Origin of the sequence: Rhizobium sp. 11_C7_N12_5 (assembly GCF_051811145.1) — a bacterium.
GTDB classification, from domain to species: Bacteria; Pseudomonadota; Alphaproteobacteria; order Rhizobiales; family Rhizobiaceae; genus Rhizobium; species Rhizobium lusitanum.
In genome coordinates this window covers 1,381,778-1,404,455 of sequence record NZ_JBPWPY010000002.1, presented here as the reverse complement: position 1 = coordinate 1,404,455, position 22,678 = coordinate 1,381,778, and the positions used below count along the sequence as shown (strand labels likewise).

Sequence of the window (22,678 nt, the reverse complement as noted above, 5' to 3'; positions counted from 1 at the left end):
ATCGGGCAGGCTTCGCTCCGGCCCGCGAGAAACTCGCGGATCGGCAATGAGACGTCCCATGCTTCGAAAAGAAGCCTGATTGGGGATACAGCAAATGAACAATCTGTCTGTCGGCAACCTCTTGCGCCGCCCTGAGGCGGGTGCCTTTCTCGGGCTCTTTGGAGTGCTGGCGTTCTTCATCATCTTCGGAAGCGCCAAGTTTCTGGAACCTGCCGGGGCCGCGAGCTGGCTGAACGTCGCTGCCAATCTCGGCATTGTCGCTTTGCCGATCGGACTTTTGATGATCGCCGGCGATCTCGACATTTCAATCGGCGCGATGATCCCCGCCGGTTCGATGACGGTGGCGATCATATCCGGCTATTACGGTTTTCCGATCTGGCTCGGCATGCTCGGGTCGATCGGCATCGGTCTCATCGTCGGTCTGACCAACGGCTATCTCGTGGTGCGCACGGCGGTGCCATCGCTGATCGTAACACTCGGCACGCTCTTTGCGGTCCAGGGACTGATGCTCGGCGTCTCGGTTCTGGTAACCGGAACGACCAGCGTCGCCCTGACCGCCGATCCGTGGGCAAAATTCCTCTTCGGCCAGTTTCTATTCGGGTCTTTCCAGGTGATCATCGTCTGGTGGATCGCGATCACCGCTCTCTTCGTCTTCTTCATCCATTTCTCGCCGTATGGAAATTGGGTCTTCGCGATGGGTGGAGACAGGGGCAGCGCGCGGAATGCCGGCATCCCCACGGCGGGACTGACCATCATCCTGTTCGTGCTCTCTTCCACGAGTGCGTCCTTCGTCGGCATGTGCCAGGCCATCCTCTTCAATTCGGCGCAGGTCTCCGGCGGCATGACCTTCATCTTCAACGCGATCATCTCGGTTGTCGTCGGCGGCGTCCTGTTGACTGGCGGCTTCGGTTCCGTGATCGGGATCTTCTTCGGGACGATCACCTTCGCCGTTGTGAACCAGGGCATCTACTTCACAACCTTCGACCGCAACTGGTCGAGCCTCATCATCGGCGTCATGCTGCTGATCGCGGTGCTTATGAACAACACGTTCCGTCACATGGCGCTGACCTACTCGCCGAAGAAGAAGTGAGGGATCAGGATATGAGAACGCCTATTCTTGAACTCGAAAACGTCAACAAGTCCTTTGGTCCGATCGATGTCCTTCATGACATCACGTTGAAAGTCCATCCGGGGGAGGTCCTTTGTCTTCTTGGAGACAATGGTGCAGGCAAGTCCACTCTCATCAAGACATTTGCCGGCGTCTACAAGCCGACGAGCGGGACCGTGAGGTTCGAAGGCAAGCCGCTGATCTTCAACAACCCGCGCGATGCCGCCGATATGGGCATCGCGACAGTGCACCAGTTCGGCGGCACGTTCCCGCTGATGAGCATCGGCCGCTCGTTCTTCGTCGGTCGTGAGCCGACCAAGGGCTTCGGCCCGTTCAAGATCTACGACCGCAAAACGGCAAACGACATCGCGGTGAAGGCGGTGCGCGAATTCGGCATTACCCGTATCGACGACGGCGATCGCCTGATCGGCGGACTGTCGGGCGGGGAACGCCAGTCGCTGGCGATTGCCCGGGCGGTCCATTTCGGCGCCAGGGTGCTGATCCTCGACGAGCCAACGGCAGCACTCGGAGTCAAGGAAGCCGCCCACGTGCTTCGCATCGTTCTCGAAGCGCGGCGTCGCGGACTGGCAGTCATCTTCATTACGCACAACGTCATTCACGCGATGACGGTCGGCGATCATTTCGCTGTCCTGATCAAGGGCGAGAAGGCGGCCGACTTCCGCAAGGGCGAAAAGACGAGGGAGGAGATCACCGATCTCATGGCAGGCGGGGAGGCGATGGCCGAACTGGAGGCTGAGATCGAGGCTCATTCATCCGCGAATGGCGGCCATTCCCCGGCGGTCTGAGCGATCGGCCAAACGAACACGGCCAGACAATCGAAACCGGCTCACCCGCCATCGCGGGTGGGGCTGTCAAGTGCAACCATTTTAGAGGTGATCAATCATGAAAATCGCGCTCGACCCATTTATGCATCGACATCTTTCCCTTGAGGAACTCCCTTCGAAGGTCGCCGAACTTGGCTACGAGTGGATCGAACTCAGCCCCAGGGCGGACTTCCTCGAATGGTTCAAGGCGCCGCGCGTTTTCCCCTCGCGGATCAAGTCCTTCAAGAAGGCGCTCGCGGACGCGAATGTAGGCATTGCCTCTCTCCTGCCGATGTACCGCTGGGCGTCCAACGACGAGGCCGAGCGGCAGGCCGCCGTCAAGCATTGGAAGCGCGCCATCGAAATCTGCGTCGAACTCGGCGTCGATACTATGAATTCCGAATTCGGGCGCGGTCCTCACCCGGATAGAGGCTCCTGCTATTGCTGCCATACCGGATCGATGATCGAAGCCTGCGAGGATGCCTGGTGGCGCTCGATGGACGAACTCGTGGCGGTCCTCGAACGCGAGGGCATCAACATGCACGTCGAACCGCACCCGGAAGACTGGTGCGAAACGCTTCAGCCGGCATTGGATATCATCCGGACCGTGAACTCGAAGAACGTCAAGTTTCTCTATTGCGCGCCGCACACATTCTACTTCGGCGACGACACCAAGGCGATGCTGCGCGAGGCCAAGGACGTGCTCGCCCATGTCCACGTCGGCGACACCTTCAATCATAGGGCGTCCTCCGGACTTCGGTATATCCTCAATCCTCCCGGCACGAACGCCCGCGTGCATCAGCACCTCAACATCGGTCAGGGCGAGGTTCCGTGGGACGATTTTTTCGGCACCCTGGCTGAGGTCGGTTTCGACGGTATCATGACCGCCTGCGTCTTTGCATGGGAGGACAAGGCCGACCACTCCGGCAAGTTCATGCGCTCGGAGATGCAGCGTTTCGTCGACAAGTACTGGGCGGCCAAATGACAGCGGATAGGCCCGTCTGCAGCCAGCGCCCCAGTGAGCCCTCGGCGCGCTGTAGCCGAGGCCGACGCGGCTGTGCCGCCACTTGAAATTCACAGACACTACTCCTGGAAGGACAGACAATGATCAACGGAGAAAGACAGATCGAGCGCCCCCTGCGCTGGGGCATGGTCGGCGGCGGCCGCACTGGGCAGGTGGGATACAAGCATAGAACCGGCGCTCAGCGGGACGGCACTTATCGGCTGGTCTGCGGAGCCTTCGACCTTGATGCCGAGCGCGGACGCGACTTCGGCATGAGGATCGGCGTCGCGGCGGACCGATGCTATGCCGACTACAAGGAACTGATCGCCCGCGAGGCCGGACGCGAGGACGGCGTCGAGGTCGTTTCGATCGCCACGCCGAACTTCACACACTACGAGATCACCAAGGCCTGCCTTGGAGCCGGTCTCCATGTGATTTGCGAGAAGCCTCTGTTCTTCACCGTCGCGGAATGCGACGAGGTCGCGAAGCTGGCGGAGAAAAACGGCCTGATCGTCGGTGTCACTTACGGCTTTACCGGCCATCCACTAGTTCATCAGATGGCGGCGATGGTCAAGAAGGGCATGCTCGGCGACATCCGGATCGTCGACATGCAATATAGCCATGGCTTCAACGCGGGCGACGACACCGGCGCAGGGGAAGCCCTTAAATGGCGCACCAATCCCAAGACCGCCGGCTCGACCTTCGTGCTTGGCGATATTGGGACGCACCTTTACTATCTCTCCGAAGTCGTGCTGCCGCACATGAAGATCGACAAGCTGCTTTGTGACCGCAAGGCCTTCATCCCGACCCGGGCTCCACTCGAGGACCATGCCACCGTTCTTATGCACTACGACAACGGCGCCCGCGGTCGCCTCTGGGTATCCTCGGTGAATGCGGGGAACATGGGTTCGCAGCGCTACCGCTTCGTCGGCTCCAAGGCGTCGGTCGAATGGTCCGACGCTCAACCCGACCAGCTGATCTACGAAGTGCAGGGCGAGCCGAACCGCACGCTGCATCACGGCATGCCATACCTCGAGGAGGAAAGCCTTGCCGTCGACCGCATGGGCGCGCTGCACACCGAGGGCCTGGGGGATAGCTGGTCGAATATCTACCTCTGGATCGCCCAGGCCATAGATGCCAAACGCCGTGGAGACGAGGCTTTCCTTCAGGGCCATCACTATCCGGGCATCAAGGCCGGCACCGAAGGTGTGCGTTGGCTGGAAAACTGCGTCCGCTCGGCTGACGCGGGCGCCGCTTGGGTCGACTTCCAGTGACCCAGCAGAGGACGTGCCGGACTTCCTCCGTCCTACTCCTAGGCGCGTCCTCACCCTCCTTGTTTTGAAAGACAACACGATGAAACTCTCTATTTGTACCGACGTGATGGGCGACCTCTCCTTCACGGATATGCTCGACAAATGCGTGAAGCTCGGCGTCGAGGGTATCGAGATGACCGGCGGCGGCTGGTCACGCGGTCCGCACTTCCGGGCCGATGAGCTCCTGGCCGACAAGGGTCTGCTCAAATCCAAACTCAAGGAGATCGAGGCCCGCGGCCTGCAAATCGCCGCCCTCAATTGCTCCGCCAATCCCCTCGATCCAGGCGACATGGGCAAGCGCCACCGCAAGGAGATGGAGGACACGATCCGGCTTGCAGGCGAAATCGGCGTGAAGAAGATCGTTACCATGTCCGGTCTGCCGGAGGCCGGTCCCGGCGACATGGTGCCGAACTGGCTCGTCTACACCAAGAGCTGGCCGAACGAGATGCCGGAGCGCGACCGCTACCAGTGGGAAGATCGCGCCTTTCCGCTCTGGCACGATCTTGTGAGGCTTGCAGGCGAAGTCGGCGTCGAGAAATATGCGCTGGAGAATTTCTCGGCGATGCTCGTCTGGAACCCGGAGACCCTGTTCCGCCTGCGCAACGAGGTTGGTTCGACAGTCGGCATGAACCTCGACCCGTCGCATCTGATGTGGATGGGTGCTGATCCGATCGCATCGGCGCGCGCGCTCGGGAGCGCGATCCACCACTGCCACGGCAAGGATACTCGCATCGAACGCGGCCTGGCTGACGTGAATGGCTTGCTTGAGCTGAAGGACGTCACCGACGTCGCCAACCGCACATGGAACTACGTCGCCGTCGGCGCCGGCCATGATCTGCAATGGTGGAAGGAGTTTTTCTCTGTAGTTCGCATGGTCGGCTACGACGACTGGGTCAGCCTCGAGATGGAAGATTTCACCATGTCCACCGATGCAGGCATCCAGTCCTCCATCGACGCACTGCAGGCGACGATCAGCCGCTGATCAATGATCGCGGGTGACACTTCGCCCGCCTTCCTTCCGGTTTGTTTTCGACGAGGCCGGCAATATCCAACCTGATCACGATTACCGATGTGCCGCATTGCTGGGGGGTGGGTGACGTAAACGCCCTCCGATTTGCCAGGTAGGGAAGCAGCTCTGGACGAGTCCACCGCAAACGAAAATTCGCCATCCCGTATGGGCATTTTCCGTTGCAAGAGTGTCAACGGCGGGAGATTGATCCATCGGGAGGTGCCGAGAACATCTCGGACAGCAGAGGGCTTCGCGACCTTAGCTTGGACCATCAGGTTCTCGTAGGCGATGGAATTGGAAATGGCGGACACCGGCTCGGCGCAGCGCCGATGCCGGGGAGGGTCGCTTCTAGAAAGGATGTTGGCAAGCTTGTAGGCTTCTGATAAGTTACATGTAACCAACAATGATGGAGAAATACGTGGCCCTTATATCAAAGCGCATTCCCTCGCGCGTGAAGGTCGGAGAGCATCGCGCCCGATTGCGTGCCCAAGGTTTGCGTCCGATCCAGATCTGGGTTCCGGACGTGCGTGCACCATCGTTCAAGGCCGAGGCCCACCGCCAGTCGCTTGCCGTTGTGGCAAGCGTGCATGCCGACGAGGATCAGGCATTTGTCGATGCTGTGTCTGATTGGGGTGATGGGTGAGGCGCGGCGATATCTGGACGGTCGCGGGTGGCAAAGATTATGCGGGCAAGCCGCGCCCCGTCGTGATCGTGCAGGACGACAGTTTCGACGCCACGGATTCGATCACTATTTGCGCCTTCACATCAGACGAGACGGAGGCGCCGTTGTTCCGGCTTGTTGTCAAGCCGAATGACCGCAACGGTCTGCGCACGGCATCCCGGCTGATGGTGGATAAGATCACAACCGTTCCGAAATCGAAGATCGGCGGGCAGGTCGGACGGCTTGACGATGAGGACATCGTGCGCCTCAATCAGGCGATGCTGGTCTTTCTCGGGATGGCAGTGTCGCCAAGAACAAAAGGAGAAGTTTGAGCGTCAGAGTGTGAAAAAAGTGCAAAGATGACCCCGTCGAGAGAGCCCATATACAGAGGCATTTGCTAAGGATCTGGAAGTGCACTTCCTCCAGTGAGGAAAGATGGCTCTGCCTTTTTCCCCAACAAGGGCAAAAACTGTCTCCCCATTCTTCGTTATGCAAATGCGTGTCCTTCAGAACGAACGCGTCACTGGGCAAAGGGCGAGCTGGGGGCATCGTCGAACTAACTATCCTCTGTCTTCACATGTGCACGACTACCTTTCCACCGGCCTCGTCCGTCTCCATCAGCCTGTGCGCTGCCTGGATATCTTCGAAACGAAACACGCGGGCAGGCTTTGCCTGATAGAGTCCTCGGGCCGCATTGTCGGCGATTTGCTGGAACGGAATCTCGCTGAGTGGATAATCCTGGGTGCCGAAGACGAGCGCGCTGGCGAATGCGCTGAGGTGGGCGCCGCTCGGCATTTGGAAGACAGGATCAAACTGGGGCAACGGCGCGCCGCCGCCAAGAAACCCTGCCAGGCAAACGCGACCGCCCCGCCGAACCGCCGCCAGAGAATCGAACACGGTCGTGGTGCCGATAAGGTCCAGCACCGCATCGACGCCAGTCGGCGCGATATCATGCAACTTCGCCGCCAATTCGTTGCCGCCAACTATGACATGCGCCGCGCCGAGCCGGTACAGCATATCAGCGCGATCCCTTCGGCGCGTGGTGGCGACCGTTCTCACTCCCAAACCTCTTGCGATGTTCAAGGCCGCCTGGCCAAGCGCAGAAGTCGCCCCTCGGATCACCAGCGTCTGGCCGGGAGCCAGTTGGAGATTTCCAACCAGGCACGTCCAAGCAGTGGCGTAGGATTCAGGAAGAGCCGCAAGCTCTTCCCAAGGCAGGTCGGTGTCGATGGCGACAACGTTTTCCCGAGGCACGCTCACGAACTCCGCGTAGGAGCCGTTGCGGGTGCGGCCCATCCCGCCCATAAGCGCAATAACCTTTTGCCCCGGCGCAAAGCCTCCCTCGAGATCGGCCTCGACGCTGCCGGCACACTCGATGCCGCTGATCTCCGCCACCTTACCCCAGGCACCGCTTCGAAAGTAAAGCTCCGCTCGGTTCAAGCCAAAGGCCTTGACCGCGATCAGAATTTCGCCTGATCGTGGATCGGGTCTCGGGCGTTCGGAGAGACTAAGAACTTCGGCGGCGCCGGGGCGGGTTATGATAATGGCGCGCATGTGTTTGCTCCTTTTTTCCTCTCAGAAGACATACAAGCGCCCGGCAAAAATGTATTTTACAAAGTTTCTCCAAACATTGTAGATTTTATCGCCATGAATGGTCTCACGCTCGCCCAACTCCGCTCGATCGACGCCGTCGTCTCCGAGGGATCGCTGCAAGCTGCCGCGCTGCGGCTCGGCCGCACGCACCCAACTCTGCATACGGCCATCATCAACGTCGAACGCCAGATCGGCTTCCCCCTGTTTGATCGAACTGGGTATCGCATGGTCCTTACGCCCGCCGGAGAGGCGTTCCTGGCGCGTGCCAGACGCGTGCTCACCGAAATGGCGGACCTTCAAGTCTATGCCGCCCAGCTCGCCGCCGGTGAGGAAAGCGAGTTGCGAGTCGTGATCGGTGATCTATCGCCGCTTCCCGAAATGCTCCAACTCCTGCGTGGTTTCTTCGATGGTCGGCCGGCCACTCGATTGCATCTTCAGTTCGCGGCGATTTCCGGGCCATGGGAATTGCTGTTGGAGGATCGTACAGACCTCATTCTGCATCACGTCGATCAGAGTGATCCGCGCTTTGAAACGATCACCCTCCGTCCTGTTCGCCTGATTCCAGTCGCTGCCCCGAACTTTCTGCCCTTTCCGATAGAGGAGGCATCGCCGGAACGAATGCGGGAAATGGTTCAATGTGTCATTCGGGACAGCGCGCAAAATTTGCCCGAGAGAAGCTACTATGTCATCGAAGGTGCGCGGACTTGCACGGTCAGTGATCAGCTCATGAAGAAGGAAGTGATCCTGCAAAGCCTTGGCTGGGGCCACATGCCTGATTTTCTTGTCGATGCCGAATTGCGGGAAGGCCGTTTGATTTCTCTGGCCAACGGCTATTTCGGCGGCGGCGTGATTGAGCTGGTCGCCGCCCGGCGGTCCGGCCGGGCACATGGGCCAGCAGCGTCGGCACTCTGGCGTCTGCTGCAGGCGAGCGCTGCGTCGACGTTAAGTGGCAAACCGTGACGATAGTACTGATCGACATTAGCTGGTGTATAGCATAGCAGATGATGTCAGCAGACCTTGCCTCATGCCGCCAGTGGTTCGTCATATCGCATCAGCCGCCCGGCGTTCGCCAGCACCAACAGTGTGCTGAAATTATGCAGGAGGGCGGCGACAACGGCCCCCGCCGCTCCGAGAAAACCGAAGCCCGCCAATACGACGATCGCCACTGTCCAGCCGAGGCCAGTGATAACGTTGGTTTTCAGCGTCCGGCGACAGAGCCTGCTGAGCCGGATGCATGTGCCGAGCCGTCGCAGATCGCTGCCGATCAGGATGATGTCCGAGGAGGCAAGCGCAATATCGGCGCCGCCCGCGCCTAAGGCAATCCCGACGGCACCGGCCTTGAGGGCGAGCGAGTCGTTGATCCCGTCGCCGACGACAAGAGGTTTGAAGCCGCTTTTCGTCTCGCTTAGCACGCGCTTCAGCTTGTCTGCGGGCAAGGCCTCAGCCGCGATGTCGGTTATGCCGATCTCGCGCGCGAGGGTATGTGCGACCGATTGGCGGTCGCCGGTGAGTAGGAGCTGTCGATGGAGCCCGAGCGCTCGCAACTCCGTCATCGCAGCCGCCGCTTCGGGCTTGATCGTGTCCGACAGGAGAAGCCAGGCGACAAAATTTCCGCCGATCGACATGCCCGCGAGCGGACCGTCATGCACGGGAACCGGGGGAACGACGACGGACAGGCGTTCAAACAATTGGGGACGTCCGAGGGCCACTTCACCCATTGCCGTGCTCGCAACGACGCCCAAACCTTGAAATTCCCGAACGCTCGTCAGGGGGTGATAAGCATCATGGGCGACGAGCAAGGCCAGCGCTCGGCTCACCGGATGACTGCTGGCAGCGCCCAGAGAGGCGGCCAAGGCCCGAACGATCTCTCGATCCGTATTGGCGGTAAGCCTGATGTCCTTCAGCCGAAGCCGACCGAAGGTGAGGGTGCCGGTCTTGTCGATGACCAAGGAGGTCAGGTCTGCCAGCTCTTCGAGAAATGCCGAACTACGGATGAGGATGCCGTGGCGCGCGGCGACTGCGATACCGGCAATCGCCGTTGCCGGCGCGGACAGGACCAGGGCGCAAGGGCAGGCAGCAACCAGGATCGCAAGCATGATCTGGTCATTGTAGGTGAGGAACCAGGCGATGGCCGCTATCGTCAACACGAATGCCAGATATTGCTGGGCGTAACGCTCCAAGAGCCGGGTAATAGGCGGCTTTGAACTTTCCGCGCGCTGCATCAGCGCGATGACTTTTCCAAGCGTCGAATCCTCACCTGTTCGGGTCACCTCGATCTCAAGACGACCGTCCAGGTTGATCGCGCCACCGAAGACGTCCATCCCGGCGGAGACTTCGAGAGGCAAGGATTCGCCGGTGATTGGCGCGGTGTCGAGGCTTGCCTGTCCCTCCCTGACGCGACCATCGGCGGGAATGCGGTCTCCCGCTCTTACCTCCACCAAATCGCCGGGCTTTAGAGATACATTGTCGACTTCACGCGTCCGGCCGTCCGGTGCGATCAGCCGCGCGTGGCTGCGGGTCAGACGTGCCAGCGCCTCCATCGCTTCTTTTGATCCGATGACGCTGCGCTCCTCCAGCACATGGCCGAATATCATGATGATCGGCAGAAGTGCGGCGGTCAGCAGATCGCCCGTCGCCCAGGCAGCCAGCATCGCCAGGGCGATCAACTGATCGGTGATGCCGTGCAGGCTTGGATGGCGCAGACTATGCCAACCGGACCGTACGACCGGAACTGCGACGATCAGCGAGGCAGCCGCCAGCAGAAGCTGGCTGACGCCCTCTTCGTCAGGCGCAAGCCAGCGCCAGCCGATGCCGAGCGCGAGCAAGCTCAAGGCGATCATGGCGAGTGTGAGCTGAACGGCCGCCGCCTGCTTTTCGTTGGCGGTCAGCAGGCCGGCGCTGAGCATATGGCCATGATGGTGCGCGTGGCCGTGGGAGCCGTGCGAATGATCGGTCGCGACACTCATTTGTCGGCTCCCTGCAGAATGAGCCGTGCGTCGTCCCGGGGATCGACCGTGACCACCGAGCCTGCCTGCGACAGGATTTTGCCAACGCGATCCCGATAGAGGCGCCAGAGAAGACCGGGGTCGCTATCGGACCCTTGCGCGTTGGCAAAGCCGGTGACGGTGGCCGTGTCGGCACGCGCCTTTGACAGCCGTTCGCTGGATTGCGCTTCCGCCACCTGCACGATCCGGTCGGCTTCCTGATCGGCGGCCTGCTTGTCCTTTTCCGCGTCGTTTTGCGCTGACGCAATGGCCTGCTCCGCCTGCTGGCTTGCCGTCAGCACCCCGTCGAATGCGCTAACGGCCGGCGTCGGGAGCGCGGATTGAACATCGGCGCGGTCGATCTCGATCCCGAGACCTGTACCCTTCGCTTTCAGGGAGTTTAGACTGCTATTGATGCTGCTCACCAGGTCGGCGCGCAAACGCTCGCGACGCTCGGCGATATCGCTGCCGGCGGAGACCAGCTCCGGGCGTGCGACCAGAACGCTGTCCAGATCGCGTGAGGCGCAGATCACAACGGCGCTTCGGGTCACGAGGCGGTCCAGTGCCGGAAGGACGTGCTCCTCTTGCAGGACGTAGGTGAAGGGGTCGGTCACCCGATAGAAGACGCGGATGTCGAGCTGAACGACACTCGCGTCGGCGGTCAGCAGGTATCCCGATCCCGCCAGGGTATCGCTTTCCATTGAAGCGTCGGCCTCGCCGCTCTGAGCCGGAGGCGAGCGAAGCAATCCGTTGATCCGGCGTTCCAAGACCGTTGCGGCGTTGGGCAGAAGCAAAACCTTTTCGAAAGGCGCGGGCAGGGCCCATAGCAGGCCAGATTCCTGTACCCTATCCAAGGCGCCCAGGCGCAGGACAACGGCCCGGCTTTGCGGTGCGATCTCCCTGATATTGGATGTCGCCCAGCCGACGGCCGCCAGCACCACGATGGTGGACAGCAGCACGGAAACCAGACGAACAGCCTGATGTTGCGCCGCCGAATTCCTATCCCCGACCGCATTCATCTCTAACGTGCTCCGCCTGCCGATGCGGCGCTGGGTGGACCATCGATCAAAGCCCGGAACGGCGCGGCATCGGTGCGTAGGACAAGGCGCGTGTTGGAATTGACGATCGTGCCGAGCGTGTCGAGCGAGCGAAGCAGTTCGTAAAGCTCCGGCGCGCTCTTATAGGCAGTTCCATAAATCTGCGCCGCTTCGACGCGGGATTTGGCCTCTATATCGGCAGCCTTCACGGTCGCGTCCGCCCGCAGGACTCCCGCGTCGCGTTCGGCTGCGGAGCGAATTTCCGCGGCCTGACGCTTGCCGACCGCCGCTCGCTCGGTGGCGATGGTCTCACGCTCGGCCCGCATGCGGTCGACGGTGGCGTTTAGCGTCACCGACGGTAACGTCAGGCGCTCGATACCGACATCGACAACCCGCAAGCCATAAGTGTCGAACAATTGCTGCACGATCTGGGCCTTGAGCTGTGCTTCCAACGCATCGATCCGAAGCTTGTTCGGATCGGGATTGATCAGCGACGACAGGTCGAAATTGCTGGCTGTGGTTTCAAGCGATGACCCGAGGAACGTGCGGATTTGCACTGCCGCCTGATCCGGCTGGTTCTGAACCGACCGCACGAAGCGCTTGATGGCATCCGGATCGGGGGGAACCTGCCAGATCGCATAGGCCTGCGCGATGATCCGCAGCCCATCCTTGGTCCCGACATCCTGCAGGCCGCTGGACGTTGATTTGGCGCGCAGATCGACGTCGATGGTCTTTTCCAGGGGAATGGGAAGCCGGAAGGCGAGCCCCGGATCGATCAGAACGCGAGCGGGATTGCCAAACCTGGTGATGACGGTCGCGGCTCCCGATCTCACCTGGACGAGGCAGGCGGCAACCAGAATGATGGCGACGACGATCATCGCGACGATCAGGCGGGACCACCGAAAGGGCATCGTCTCGTTGTGATCATCGCCGTGAGAATGATGATGATCGTGACCGTGATGGTCCGAGTCCGGATGGGCGTGCGCGTCAGTCATCGGCCGGTTTCTTCGCTTTGGTATGGAATGTTAGGCTCGGCATTTGTTTTGGGATCGACCGGTAGCATCATGCTCCGGAGATCGAGGGTCGGAGTGATGCTCCCGCCGATGCGGTGATCGATGACAAGAGCCTTTGAATGGGATAATCCCATCGCTAGTTGATTGAAGTATTCCTCTGTCAGAAATGCCTGTCCCGCCTCGTGGAAGGCCGATTGCTCGGCCTGGAAGCGCAGCTTTGCGACCTCCGAAGCCGCGATGCCTTCCCTTGCCTTCGCGATCGCATCGTCCTGTCGGAGGCTGGCATTCAATTGCGCCTCGTTCGTCTGTTCGGCTGCGGCTCCCCGCTCGCGCGCAACCAGTGCCTCGGCGCTGATCTCTGCCGCCTGGACACCGTGAAATGCATTGGCTGCGCCGGCGGGTGGGTGGATGGCCTCGATGACCACCGCCAGGATTTCGACACCGCTGTTCAACTCATCCATGCTCTTCTGAACTGTTGAGGCAATATCGCCTGCCAGTGACAACCGGCCCTCGCTCAAGACATCGTTGAGCGTTCTTCTGGCAAAATCATGCACCAATACCCGGTTCGCTGTGCTTTCGATCAAGGCCGGCAGATCGGCGACCCGATAGGCGGCCTTCATTGCCGCCTGGTCCGAAAGACCGATACGGTAGACGAAGCGGACGTCCATGTTGACGATCTGAAAGCTTTGCTCGCCGCCGGTGCCGCTGGCGATGACCTGCGATTTCTCGCTGATGTGCGAGGCATCCCATAGCCGGTTCGCACTTTCCGGCGCTAGTCCTTCGGCATCGGCCAGCGGCTCGCCATTGCCGTTCGTGCTGACGGAGGTTGCCAGCTCGTGCACGCTGCCGTTCTCGATGGCAATGACACGGCCGAACGGCCACGGAAGACCGATGTGAAGGCCGGAATGCAGAATGTCCTCAGCCTTGCCGAACCGCTCATAAACGCCACGGCCGGTCATCGGAATTTCGCGCACGCCGCTCAACAGCCAACCCAGAAGGAGTGTTCCAAGAATGATGGCCGGAGCGGTCTTTCGAATGAACGAGAAAGCCCAAATCTGCCGAAGGTCGATGCCGTGTTTGGTTCGCAATTCAGATTGGATGCCGACCAAAAGCTGAGGTGGCCACTGAAGCGTGCCGGCGACAAGGCTGGTGGCGATCAATGTCGGCTCGCGGCTGTCGTTTTGCGGGCGGAACATGGAGGCGATCGCGCGGAACAGGAACTCAAGCCCGACGAGTGCGACAAAGCCTCCCAACGCCGCCAGGAGTTTGATGGGCAGTCCAGATCCGCGCGCGCTCAGGAACAGGCAGAAGCAAGACAGGACGAGCACGAAAATGGCCACGCGCGCCAATTGCGAAATTGCTCTTGCCTCGGGCCACTCCGCTGCATCGGTCGCGGCGAGTCGTCTTTCCGTCACAAGCAGAAGAAAGGCGAAAGCCAGACAGGCCGCAATGACGACGAGGAACGGCGTTCCGATCGCAGCGCTATCCGCCTTCAATGTCCAGCCGGTGTAGACGATCAAGCATGCGAACATGGATAGACCGGCGACCCGGAGCGGGCTGGCTCCGATCCGCAACAGGAGTGATCGCCCCGCGAAGAAAGCGCTTCCCGTCCATCGCTCGATCAGATCGGGCCCTTCCGTCTCCCGCTGCGACCACGGCGACGTCACGAAAGCAATGAGCCATTGCGCGGGTTTCCCGAGCCGCATACCGGCGAGACCGGCTTTCTTTCGACGCCACTCTGCAACGTCGTAGGCAGATCGAAGCCCGGTGCCAAACAGGATAAGTGCAGCGGCGTTATTGCAAAAGAAAGCCACCCAAATTGGGTTAAGGCTGAACGTATTTGCAATCAGAGCACAGAGCAAAAGCAGGGCCGCAAAGATTGAAACGCTGAAACCCTGGTTTGCAATATCATGCGCTTGAACCGCGGCAAGTTGGAAGTCTGCTCGGTTTTTGATCTCAGGAAGCTGCTGCGCGTCGTCGGAACTAGTTTTCGGCATTCCCATACTTTATGCGCTCTTCCACGCCGCATTGAAGAAAGGTTTTCTATCTATTTCGCCAGCACCGCAGTCATTTGGGTGTAGGGATACGTTATTACGTATCGTACCCTTATCTGCAAGGCTTCGCCTTGAAAAAGGAAAGTCGGCTGATCGGCATCACTTGCGCCGTGTAGCCCCCCGGAAACTAACATAGTTTAGCCTACGACGGGCTCGGTCGACGGCGCCCGTTGTCTGGACAGAGCTGACCTTATGCCACGCGCCGGGTATCGGATCTTCGCAACGCGGCGGCGCGGGTTCTTAAATCCCTGACCCGTCGAGCTGCTGGGTGTCGTCGCCTTCCCAGGGTGAGGGCATCGAGGTGCGATTGAGATTAGCCGAGGGCATCGGCATCCAGCACTTCAGCTCCGGCTCGGCATATTCGATGACGCGGCCGGGCGAGGAATCAGAGGCGCGCCAGCCTTCTACGCCGAACTGATCGCCATTCGACCAGTAGGCGAGGTCGACTTCTGCCGGCCCCTGTTCGGACGGGCGTACCGTGACGAGGATCCGACTGCCGTCTTTCGGCGCGCTTGCCATGTGGCGCCAGCGGTCTGGCTCGTCCATCATTTTTCCTCCTGCCTTGCTGCGGGTTGAAGTGTCGCCTCACCATCGAAAGCGGTCAACCCAAACTTTCCACAACCCATCCTCTATTGGTCGTACTTCGTTTAGAACAGTTGCAGGAACGCAAGAAGCATGCCGAACCCGGACGCATTGCTTCGTCCGCCGGCCTCCAACAGGGCTAGCCGGGGCGGGCGTTTCGAACACGGTGCCGCCAAAAGGCAACCGCCGTCCGCGGCGCTCCGACCGTCACATAGACCGTCGCCCCTCGCGCGGAGGTTCCTTCTCACATCGTTGCGACCCGCCAGACATCGTTTCGCCTTTCAGCTATTTGGCGTTTGTCGTTCCGACCACCGTGTTCTAATATGATGAAAGACATGCGGACACTCCGCCACGGTTGACGGCGACGCCCCGTTCAATCCGCCATAGCGAGCGTCAGGGATATGACCTTATGCTCATCCGCTATGGGTACGACATTACCGTAACTTGCGCACAACCGACACCGATGCTGACCATGCTGACGCCGCGTCCCGAGCGCTCGGCTGATGTTCGATCGCCGGATGTTGTTGTGACAAGCCCTGAGATAGCAACCACCACCTATCTGGATTTGTTCGGCAATGTCTGCCGCCGCTTCATCGCGCCGATGGGCGACCTGCAGATATGGGGGGACGGAACCCTTGAAGACAGCGGTACCCATGATCCTGCTTTTTGGGATGCGCAGGAGATCGCAGTCGGTGAGCTGCCGGACGATTGCCTCATCTACCTGATGGGAAGCCGTTATTGTGAGACCGACCGTTTGAGCCAGATCGCATGGGACAGGTTCGGCAACGTCGCGCCGGGATGGGGCAGGGTGCAGGCGATATGCGATTTCGTTCACCAACACATCATCTTTGGCTATCAGAACGCCCGCTCGACGCGGACGGCGCTAGAAGCCTACGAAGAGCGTATCGGCGTCTGCCGCGATTATGCTCATCTGGCCATTGCCTTCTGCCGCTGCATGAATATTCCGGCACGCTATGTCAACGGTCACTTGGGCGATATTGGCGTGCCGATCCTCGACCCAATGGATTTTAGCGCCTGGATCGAAGTTTTTCTTGGCGGTCGATGGATGACGTTCGATCCGCGCAATAACGTGCCGCGCATCGGCCGCATCGTGGTCGCCCGCGGTCGGGACGCAGCTGACGTCCCGCTTATAGTTTCCTTCGGTCCGCACGTCTTGAAGTCTTTCCGGGTCTGGACCTATGACGTCACCGATGCACAACCTCCGGCCACCCGGTAGCAATGGCTGGGCGCGACGGCAGCCCGGTTCCGAGAGCTCGCCGTTTTGTGCATCGTGTAAAGTTTGGTCCCGTTGTAGCGAATACTGCTGCGCCGCCAGGTAGGACGCGCGCCGCTGACAGCGTCGGCGGCTTCACTACCTGACGCCGGAGCAGCAGGGAGCTTTCCGCGCCGGCTATGTGGATCCGCTCATTGCCCGCGGGTGAAAGCGGCTGTATTGTCGGCGACCTCAAACATCGTGAGCATGCTGATGGAGCCTAAATGCGAGAGCGTGTTTCAAGCTTTAGCGGCGCCCGGCATACCCGGCAGCTCTGAAATTGCGTCGGGTGTTGGCAGAGGATGTTGGAGACGCTGAGATTGGGGGACGGTTCGGATTTGTGCTGATTACGGGACCTCAGACACAAGATGGTAGGGCTGGACGAGGTAGTCGGAAGGGATGCTGCAGTCGGGACGCAGGTGCAGGTTCTCAATTGAAGATATGCTGGGGAAGGCCGACACGACACTTTTCCGGACATTGATCGCAAAACCGTAGAGGCCGTTCCATCCATCGACTTCGGGTGCATCTCTCATTCATGCTGACAGAAACGCCAACTCAGCACGCCTTTGCCAACGCTATTCGATCCCTCGAAACTATCATCTTCTGTAGGTAACGGTTACACGAAGAAAAGCCGCTTGCGCTCGAGAGGAAATTGCTTAAGACCTCTTTTGAATGCATGCACTTTTACCTGTATTTTGTTGATGGGGTAAAGACCTAATTGCGCACAGTTGGATATGTTGACGGGATCGTGGGAGGGGAAATTATTGGGTGGGCGCGGGATCTCGACGATCCAAGTACGCTCGCTGAAATTAGGATAGTAGCCGACTCAAGGCATGTTATTAAATGGAAGCCGACCCACTATCGATCTGACGTCTGCCACAACTGCGGAGAAGAGGGAATTTTTGGCTTTCATGTGCCAATTCCGTTCCTCCTAAATTTCGGCACGAAATTTAGCTTTTACACCGCCGATGACTGCTTACTTGACGAGGGACACGTTGAGATCCCTTTAGAAAGCGCATTTGAAGTCGGTCCTGTTTCCATCCCTGAATGTAATATCTACTTGCACATTCAAAAAACGATGGGGACGAGCGTAGTAAACTTAATTCATCATTTGCTTGAGAAGAGCCGATTTCTATCCATCTATCCCCAGTTTGGTCTGACAATACCACAGTTTGTCGGTCTTCCATTGATTCAGAAAAGAACGCTATCTCTGATACTCGGGCACACGTCTTTTGGAATTGATAAATACTTGGGGAACCACGCGAGATATATTGCGGTTGTACGCGAACCAATTTCGAGGGTTCGCTCTAATTTGTTCCATATTCTTGGCAACACGGGTCCGAGGTATAGTATTTCCGGCGTTGAGTACGCGCTCGATAAGGTGGTCAATAATGGACTGACTGCCGAATTTGACAACCTCCAAGTTCGAATGATCGCGGGTCTAGACGATAGCGTGCTTCCGCTGGATAAAATTAAGTTCGATGATGCCCATATCGCAATTCACCATTTAGAGAATCGCTTTAAATACGTCGGCGCATTCGAAAATTTCAATGAGACCGCCAAAGATCTTCTAAGGTCTCTTGGTCTTGGTGAACGAGAATTGCCTCACCTAAATGAAGCAAAGCCCGATATTATGCAGAAATATCAGGATGTGATCGAGCGGATCGATTGGGATCGTATTCGGATGCGGCATTTGCCCGAAATTGTCCTTTACGAGCATGTTGTAAAAAATGAATCAATCGCCATGACGACCACTACCTAGTTTTAAATCTTTGCCTCTGGCGGTTTTTCGCGGAGAATGCGCAGGGCGTGGCTACATCTCTGCGCTCTATCCGTTGCGTCACGAAAGATACACCCTTGTGACCGCATAGGTTCGACCTCTACCGCAAGCTCGGAATTTCAGAAGCGACGTTTTGGCCGCGCAGTATCAACCAATTTCCTCAAAGGAGCCGTCAATCTCCATGATTTGCTGTTCAGCAGAGTGTCAAGTCGACCAAGGATAACCGCGTTTTCCTCTTCGTATTTTTGGGCTGTCTCCAACTCCCTTTCAAGGCGCTTCACCTCAGCTTCCATAATGTTGCATTGCGTGGAGAGCTTTGCAACATCATTGGAAAGCCTCGCGACATCCTCCGCTGCGGTCTGCCTTTCCTGTCTCACCCGCGTGAGCTCGCGGCGCAAGGCGATGAGATCGATATCGGATGTCGTGGGATAGCGATGGATCGATTGGCCGGCAGCCTCTCCGGCTTGGTTCGGCTCGGCACCGCCAAGTTCGGACCCGACCCGAACCAAGGACATGGACGCGACTTGATCATGGACCGATTTTGCCGCTTCGGCGGTGATCGTGTCGGGAAGTATGGGCTTTAGGGTCTCGTAAAGATAAGACCAATCCTCGACCATGCGCGGAAAGACCGGGAATATAAGCGGGATGCCCGCCTTGGCGGCGCTATGCACCAGTCTATGAAAACCAATAGCGAGCAGCCGCGCTTGGTCGAGGGGGTTCAACGAGTAGATGATCCCGCCGGGGGTATAGGCGAAAACCTCCCATGTGGCATCGAGCCGGTCCGCCATCCAACCAACATGTTGGTGTAGGTGACGGTGTTCAAGGATGCTTCTGCTCGAAGCCGCCTCGACCAGGTCCCGCATCGGAATGATCATGGCGTCGAAAGAAAACCGATTGCTTGCCAGGATTTCGTCGATGTATTCGCCAGACCAAGGCGATTTCAGGACATATGGCAGATTTTCGTTCGGCTCCACGAGGGGTAGGCGTTCGAGGCCGGCGTTGGCGTTTGCTTCCCAAGCTTGCGACTTGTCATCAGGTTTGAAGCCCGTGTCCAGACCCAAGGCGGAAAGGTACCGTACAAGAAAGCTTGTACCCGCCCGGCCAGTGCCAGCAATGAGGAGATGGTGCGTTGGTACAGGGCCTTCAACGGTCTCGTTAGCATCTTGCATGATCAGACTAGCTCAATGTTCCGGCAAACCGGAATTGCGAAGGTGCTGCCGGATCCCATGAGGGCAACGCGAACATTCCGCGTCGGGTACATGAAACCGGCAACGATGCCCCCCCACTTGAGCATCATCGTGATCGAGTCAGTTTAGACGGCTTGCCGGGTGAAATCCATCCTCAAACAGGAAACTAAGTTCGTGGTTGATATCTTCTTAATCTTGCGCTGTTGTGAAGCACACGTCATTCAACCTGGGCGACCGGCACTAGCTAACAGGTCCCGCTGGCGGCGGAAAATATGGTGCTTGCAAAAGGTCGAGTTTTCTTAAGTTATTCGGTCACGAGAATATGGAATTGGTCAGACAACGAGCGAAGGCTGCCGCGGGCCTGTTTTCCTTGAATACGACAAGCCCACATTCATGAAGGGCTTCTCGAATATTTGGTAGCTAACGAAGGCGAACGGAACCAGCGCGAGGAAACAAAGCAACGCCCAGACCTGTCCAATGTAGTAGTAAGAGATATTCATAATGTGTCGTTGCACGAAGTCTGCCATGAGGAATACGACATAGAAGTGCCAGAGATATATCGAGTAGGAATATTTGCCGATCTTTGCGATGAATCGTGACAGCAATCCGCGGGAATGTTGGAATGAGCCGTCGTAGTAGGCAATGAGTGCGCTAAAGAAAGCCCCTTCAATCGTAGGAAGAATAATCCAGATAGGAGAGGGCGAGGGGTATTGCGGCATTCGGTAGAAGCCGCCCATCCGGTCAAATAGATAATAAAATACGCAAAACACTGCCCCTAGTACCAGAGCAAGGACGTGTTTCCTGATGATCATAGAACGGTAGTGGTAGGCCAAAATTCCAAATACAAATTGGTCTAGGCGGCCAGCGAGCGTCCAGTAGGCGGGCCAGAAAACGGTACCGTTCCTGATGAATAAGAATGTTCGCAAACCGAGTGCTAGGAATATCGCCGCGAAAAGAAGCGCTGGCGATTTCCGGCAGAGAAACAGCAGGAGAGGAAGTAAAAGGTAGAAGTGGAATTCCACCGTCAGGGACCACGCACCATTGGGCAGTGTCGGTTCGATCAGACCGGTCGCAAGGCTCCTTGAATAGCCAACGAGGTCAGCTCCAACGACATACTCCCGCACGCCCTCCACTACCAACATCGCAAAAAGTAAGGGCAGGAGCCGGGTCACTCGACGTGACAGGAATGCAAGGTAGTTTACCGATCTCCCGTCAAGAATTTTCGCGAACAGATAACCGCTTAACGTCATGAAAAGAGCGACGCCCGTATGCCCCTCATCCAGCAGAGCAAGCGGGAAGATCGATGGTGCACCTTCAAAAGGCACTGGGTAGCCGTTCGCGTAATGCAGGAAATGCCAGCTGAAAACCATGAATGCCGCAAGCGCGCGAATATGATCGAGACCTAGGTCCCTGGTTCGTTTTTTGGTTTCGGTCATCGCTCGAAATGGGTCAGATGAGAATACTTGTTGGGGGCTATACCAATCGAGACAGCATTTCAATTCCTGACTAGCATTACAGTTGCATATTTCTATAAACTCTGAATCTATGGGTCTCCATGATTCGGAGGTCATGGATGATGGGTGCATCAATCGAGACGACGCTGGAACTTTGGGCATCGTCGCTGCGTGACGTCAAGGCTCGTATGCGGCGACTGTTTACGCAGGAGCGAGTTGCAGCATCCGCGAACCTTTTCCTGGACGGCTTGCTGGGTGACGAGCGGCGAAAGACAGGTTGGATGCGCGCTGAGGCGGCCGGGGATCCCGGTCCGTGGCGGCAGCAAGCCATTTTGGGTCGCGGACGCTGGGACGCGGATGGACTTCGCGACATCGTGCGAGAGTATGTTGTGGAAAACCTCGCCGCCGATGATGCGGTCCTGGTCATCGATGAGACGGGCTTCCTCAAGCAGGGCAAGACATCGTGCGGTGTTTCGCGTCAATATACAGGTTCGGCAGGCAAGATAGCGAACTGCCAGATCGGTGTGTTCGCCGCCTATGTGTCCGTTCGCGGTCATGCCTTTATCGATCGAGCCCTGTACTTGCCCAAGAGCTGGACCGGTGATCCGGCAAGGCTTGCAGCCACCCATGTTCCTGAGGCTATAGCCTTCGCTACCAAGCCAGGCCTGGCTGTCGATATGATACGGCGTGCGCTGGCAGCCGATGTGCCGTTTTCATGGGTGGCTGCAGATGCGGTCTATGGCGTCGGGGACGTTGAAGGGACCCTGCGCGGAGCCTGCAAAGGCTACGTTCTTGGGGTTAAATCGGACCACCATTTCGGCTCCTGGTCGGGCAAGCCTCCGGTCGCCGGCACAGCTCAGGAGATCGCCCGTGACCTCGATCCAAAAGCATGGCAGCGTCTTTCCGCCGGTGATGGCACCAAAGGCGCGCGGCTTCATGACTGGGCCTACTGCGAACTCGCCGATCTCCATGCCGACGAATATAACGAGACGGAAACGGGCCTTTGGACCCGTGGCCTCCTGATCCGGCGCAATATCAGCGACGGCGATCTCGCATTCTTCACCACATGGTGCCCGGCCGGAACGGGCATCCAGACGCTCGTTTCCGTTGAAGGCCATCGCTGGGCCATCGAAGATAGCTTCGAGACCGCCAAGAACGAGCTCGGACTCGATCACAACGAAACCCGGTCATGGCATGGCTGGCATCGCCACGTCTCCCTGGTCATGCTCGCCTTCGCCATGATGGCGGTGATCCGGTATCGCGCCAATGACGTGACGCCCCAAAAAAGACCGCGGATGCCGCCCATCAGGATTTAATCCGCTGGTCTATCCAGGAAGTCCGGCGCATCGCCACAAGGCTTGCCCAGCGTCGCATAAAGCCCGCCTACGTCATCGCGTGGTCATGCTGGAGGCGCGCCCATCAGGCTGCCGCTCGACGAGCGCATTTGAAAGCAAAAATGCAACTGTAATGCTAGGCCGTGAACTCATAAACCGGCGTTGCTATCGGTCTCCGGGAACCGGTTCTCCATAAAATCGAAGTGCAGGGCCGTAGTGTCGTCGCTCACATCATAGATGTAGAGGGTTACCGGGCACCCGGCTTGGTTCGCCCAGTTGATGGCTTCTTGGACAGACACGTTGTCTCGCCTGTCGTGATCGATCACCACAAATGGCGACATTTCCTCCGCCTGATCGGCATCAACGCAGCTATTATCATGCTCTGTAGCTTCAATGATGGCGTTCACCTGCTTCCATCGGTAGGGTCGCCTGCGGTGATCAATAACATTCCAGATCATGAAATCTGCGC

General features: G+C 58.5%; 20 protein-coding genes. 11 read left to right on the top strand and 9 right to left on the bottom strand.

The annotated features are described in order from the left end of the window. Nucleotides 1-94: 94 nt before the first annotated feature. From AB8B29_RS25565 to AB8B29_RS25535, 7 genes are all read left to right on the top strand, one after another. Nucleotides 95-1,090, top strand: coding sequence for an ABC transporter permease (locus tag AB8B29_RS25565; RefSeq protein ID WP_037190771.1), 996 nt, complete (start codon nucleotides 95-97; stop codon nucleotides 1,088-1,090). Nucleotides 1,091-1,101: 11 nt separating this feature from the next. Beyond that, the gene (locus AB8B29_RS25560) at nucleotides 1,102-1,914 is read left to right on the top strand and encodes an ATP-binding cassette domain-containing protein (RefSeq protein ID WP_037190769.1); all 813 of its coding nucleotides are present in this window, start codon (nucleotides 1,102-1,104) and stop codon (nucleotides 1,912-1,914) included. Between the two features lie 97 nt (nucleotides 1,915-2,011). Next, the gene (locus AB8B29_RS25555) at nucleotides 2,012-2,917 is read left to right on the top strand and encodes a sugar phosphate isomerase/epimerase family protein (protein WP_037190766.1); all 906 of its coding nucleotides are present in this window, start codon (nucleotides 2,012-2,014) and stop codon (nucleotides 2,915-2,917) included. A gap of 119 nt (nucleotides 2,918-3,036) precedes the next feature. Then, the gene (locus AB8B29_RS25550; RefSeq protein ID WP_037190764.1) at nucleotides 3,037-4,209 is read left to right on the top strand and encodes a Gfo/Idh/MocA family protein; all 1,173 of its coding nucleotides are present in this window, start codon (nucleotides 3,037-3,039) and stop codon (nucleotides 4,207-4,209) included. 79 nt (nucleotides 4,210-4,288) lie between these two features. Then, a complete protein-coding gene (locus AB8B29_RS25545) occupies nucleotides 4,289-5,230 on the top strand; it encodes a sugar phosphate isomerase/epimerase family protein (protein WP_037190762.1) in 942 nt (313 codons plus the stop codon). 433 nt (nucleotides 5,231-5,663) lie between these two features. Then, nucleotides 5,664-5,900, top strand: coding sequence for an antitoxin MazE family protein (locus AB8B29_RS25540; protein WP_051963270.1), 237 nt, complete (start codon nucleotides 5,664-5,666; stop codon nucleotides 5,898-5,900). Then, nucleotides 5,897-6,250 (top strand): type II toxin-antitoxin system PemK/MazF family toxin, encoded by a 354-nt coding sequence (locus tag AB8B29_RS25535; protein ID WP_037190759.1) that lies wholly within the window; start codon nucleotides 5,897-5,899, stop codon nucleotides 6,248-6,250. The genes AB8B29_RS25540 and AB8B29_RS25535 overlap by 4 nt, the downstream gene beginning before the upstream one ends. 241 nt (nucleotides 6,251-6,491) lie before the next feature. Here AB8B29_RS25535 and AB8B29_RS25530 read toward each other — a convergent pair whose 3' ends face one another. Next, a complete protein-coding gene (locus AB8B29_RS25530) occupies nucleotides 6,492-7,472 on the bottom strand; it encodes a zinc-binding dehydrogenase (RefSeq protein ID WP_037190757.1) in 981 nt (326 codons plus the stop codon). Between AB8B29_RS25530 and AB8B29_RS25525 the strand changes: the two genes are divergently transcribed. Then, nucleotides 7,473-8,471 (top strand): LysR family transcriptional regulator, encoded by a 999-nt coding sequence (locus AB8B29_RS25525; RefSeq protein ID WP_439006791.1) that lies wholly within the window; start codon nucleotides 7,473-7,475, stop codon nucleotides 8,469-8,471. A gap of 62 nt (nucleotides 8,472-8,533) precedes the next feature. Here AB8B29_RS25525 and AB8B29_RS25520 read toward each other — a convergent pair whose 3' ends face one another. The 5 genes from AB8B29_RS25520 to AB8B29_RS25500 all read right to left on the bottom strand — a co-directional run bounded on the left by AB8B29_RS25520 (nucleotide 8,534) and on the right by AB8B29_RS25500 (nucleotide 15,145). Beyond that, on the bottom strand, nucleotides 8,534-10,477 hold the full coding sequence (locus AB8B29_RS25520) for a heavy metal translocating P-type ATPase (RefSeq protein WP_037190755.1): 1,944 nt from the start codon (nucleotides 10,475-10,477) through the stop codon (nucleotides 8,534-8,536). Further along, the gene (hflK, locus tag AB8B29_RS25515) at nucleotides 10,474-11,514 is read right to left on the bottom strand and encodes a protease modulator HflK (protein WP_037190753.1); all 1,041 of its coding nucleotides are present in this window, start codon (nucleotides 11,512-11,514) and stop codon (nucleotides 10,474-10,476) included. Before hflK (AB8B29_RS25515) ends, AB8B29_RS25520 begins: the two co-directional genes overlap by 4 nt. 2 nt (nucleotides 11,515-11,516) lie before the next feature. Continuing rightward, nucleotides 11,517-12,527: a protease modulator HflC gene (hflC, locus tag AB8B29_RS25510; RefSeq protein WP_037190751.1), complete on the bottom strand. Its 1,011-nt coding sequence runs from the start codon at nucleotides 12,525-12,527 to the stop codon at nucleotides 11,517-11,519. After that, a complete protein-coding gene (hflK, locus tag AB8B29_RS25505; protein ID WP_439006790.1) occupies nucleotides 12,524-14,251 on the bottom strand; it encodes a protease modulator HflK in 1,728 nt (575 codons plus the stop codon). The genes hflC and hflK (AB8B29_RS25505) overlap by 4 nt, the downstream gene beginning before the upstream one ends. Before the next feature lie 588 nt (nucleotides 14,252-14,839). Next, nucleotides 14,840-15,145, bottom strand: a complete 306-nt coding sequence (locus tag AB8B29_RS25500) for a hypothetical protein (protein WP_037190746.1) — start codon at nucleotides 15,143-15,145, stop codon at nucleotides 14,840-14,842. 445 nt (nucleotides 15,146-15,590) lie between these two features. Between AB8B29_RS25500 and AB8B29_RS25495 the strand changes: the two genes are divergently transcribed. Both AB8B29_RS25495 and AB8B29_RS25490 read left to right on the top strand, forming a co-directional pair. Next, nucleotides 15,591-16,418 carry a transglutaminase-like domain-containing protein gene (locus tag AB8B29_RS25495; protein ID WP_037190743.1) on the top strand — a complete coding sequence of 276 codons (828 nt, stop codon included), beginning with the start codon at nucleotides 15,591-15,593 and terminating at the stop codon, nucleotides 16,416-16,418. A 754-nt stretch (nucleotides 16,419-17,172) separates the two neighbouring features. Next, nucleotides 17,173-18,216, top strand: a complete 1,044-nt coding sequence (locus AB8B29_RS25490; protein WP_156143688.1) for a sulfotransferase family 2 domain-containing protein — start codon at nucleotides 17,173-17,175, stop codon at nucleotides 18,214-18,216. Between the two features lie 137 nt (nucleotides 18,217-18,353). Here the strand turns inward: AB8B29_RS25490 and AB8B29_RS25485 are convergent, their stop codons facing one another. Together AB8B29_RS25485 and AB8B29_RS25480 are read right to left on the bottom strand one after the other, a co-directional pair. Beyond that, nucleotides 18,354-19,403 carry a hypothetical protein gene (locus tag AB8B29_RS25485; protein ID WP_156143689.1) on the bottom strand — a complete coding sequence of 350 codons (1,050 nt, stop codon included), beginning with the start codon at nucleotides 19,401-19,403 and terminating at the stop codon, nucleotides 18,354-18,356. A gap of 350 nt (nucleotides 19,404-19,753) precedes the next feature. Continuing rightward, a complete protein-coding gene (locus AB8B29_RS25480) occupies nucleotides 19,754-20,857 on the bottom strand; it encodes an acyltransferase family protein (RefSeq protein ID WP_051964182.1) in 1,104 nt (367 codons plus the stop codon). 119 nt (nucleotides 20,858-20,976) lie between these two features. On the opposite strand from AB8B29_RS25480, the gene AB8B29_RS25475 reads away from it, so the two are divergent. Continuing rightward, entirely contained in the window at nucleotides 20,977-22,191 is a 1,215-nt protein-coding gene (locus AB8B29_RS25475; protein ID WP_439006094.1) for an IS701 family transposase, read from the top strand. 167 nt (nucleotides 22,192-22,358) lie between these two features. Here the strand turns inward: AB8B29_RS25475 and AB8B29_RS25470 are convergent, their stop codons facing one another. Beyond that, nucleotides 22,359-22,667 (bottom strand): hypothetical protein, encoded by a 309-nt coding sequence (locus AB8B29_RS25470; protein ID WP_037200273.1) that lies wholly within the window; start codon nucleotides 22,665-22,667, stop codon nucleotides 22,359-22,361. Nucleotides 22,668-22,678 lie beyond the last annotated feature (11 nt).

Coding starts and splice junctions, on each gene's coding strand:
- AB8B29_RS25565 (WP_037190771.1), top strand. CDS start 95: ATGAACAATCTGTCTGTCGGCAACCTCTTGCGCCGCCCTGAGGCGGGT.
- AB8B29_RS25560 (WP_037190769.1), top strand. CDS start 1,102: ATGAGAACGCCTATTCTTGAACTCGAAAACGTCAACAAGTCCTTTGGT.
- AB8B29_RS25555 (WP_037190766.1), top strand. CDS start 2,012: ATGAAAATCGCGCTCGACCCATTTATGCATCGACATCTTTCCCTTGAG.
- AB8B29_RS25550 (WP_037190764.1), top strand. CDS start 3,037: ATGATCAACGGAGAAAGACAGATCGAGCGCCCCCTGCGCTGGGGCATG.
- AB8B29_RS25545 (WP_037190762.1), top strand. CDS start 4,289: ATGAAACTCTCTATTTGTACCGACGTGATGGGCGACCTCTCCTTCACG.
- AB8B29_RS25540 (WP_051963270.1), top strand. CDS start 5,664: ATGGAGAAATACGTGGCCCTTATATCAAAGCGCATTCCCTCGCGCGTG.
- AB8B29_RS25530 (WP_037190757.1), bottom strand. CDS start 7,472: ATGCGCGCCATTATCATAACCCGCCCCGGCGCCGCCGAAGTTCTTAGT.
- AB8B29_RS25520 (WP_037190755.1), bottom strand. CDS start 10,477: ATGAGTGTCGCGACCGATCATTCGCACGGCTCCCACGGCCACGCGCAC.
- hflK (WP_037190753.1), bottom strand. CDS start 11,514: ATGAATGCGGTCGGGGATAGGAATTCGGCGGCGCAACATCAGGCTGTT.
- hflC (WP_037190751.1), bottom strand. CDS start 12,527: ATGACTGACGCGCACGCCCATCCGGACTCGGACCATCACGGTCACGAT.
- hflK (WP_439006790.1), bottom strand. CDS start 14,251: ATGCGGCTCGGGAAACCCGCGCAATGGCTCATTGCTTTCGTGACGTCG.
- AB8B29_RS25500 (WP_037190746.1), bottom strand. CDS start 15,145: ATGGACGAGCCAGACCGCTGGCGCCACATGGCAAGCGCGCCGAAAGAC.
- AB8B29_RS25495 (WP_037190743.1), top strand. CDS start 15,591: ATGCTCATCCGCTATGGGTACGACATTACCGTAACTTGCGCACAACCG.
- AB8B29_RS25485 (WP_156143689.1), bottom strand. CDS start 19,403: ATGCAAGATGCTAACGAGACCGTTGAAGGCCCTGTACCAACGCACCAT.
- AB8B29_RS25480 (WP_051964182.1), bottom strand. CDS start 20,857: ATGACCGAAACCAAAAAACGAACCAGGGACCTAGGTCTCGATCATATT.
- AB8B29_RS25475 (WP_439006094.1), top strand. CDS start 20,977: ATGATTCGGAGGTCATGGATGATGGGTGCATCAATCGAGACGACGCTG.
- AB8B29_RS25470 (WP_037200273.1), bottom strand. CDS start 22,667: ATGATCTGGAATGTTATTGATCACCGCAGGCGACCCTACCGATGGAAG.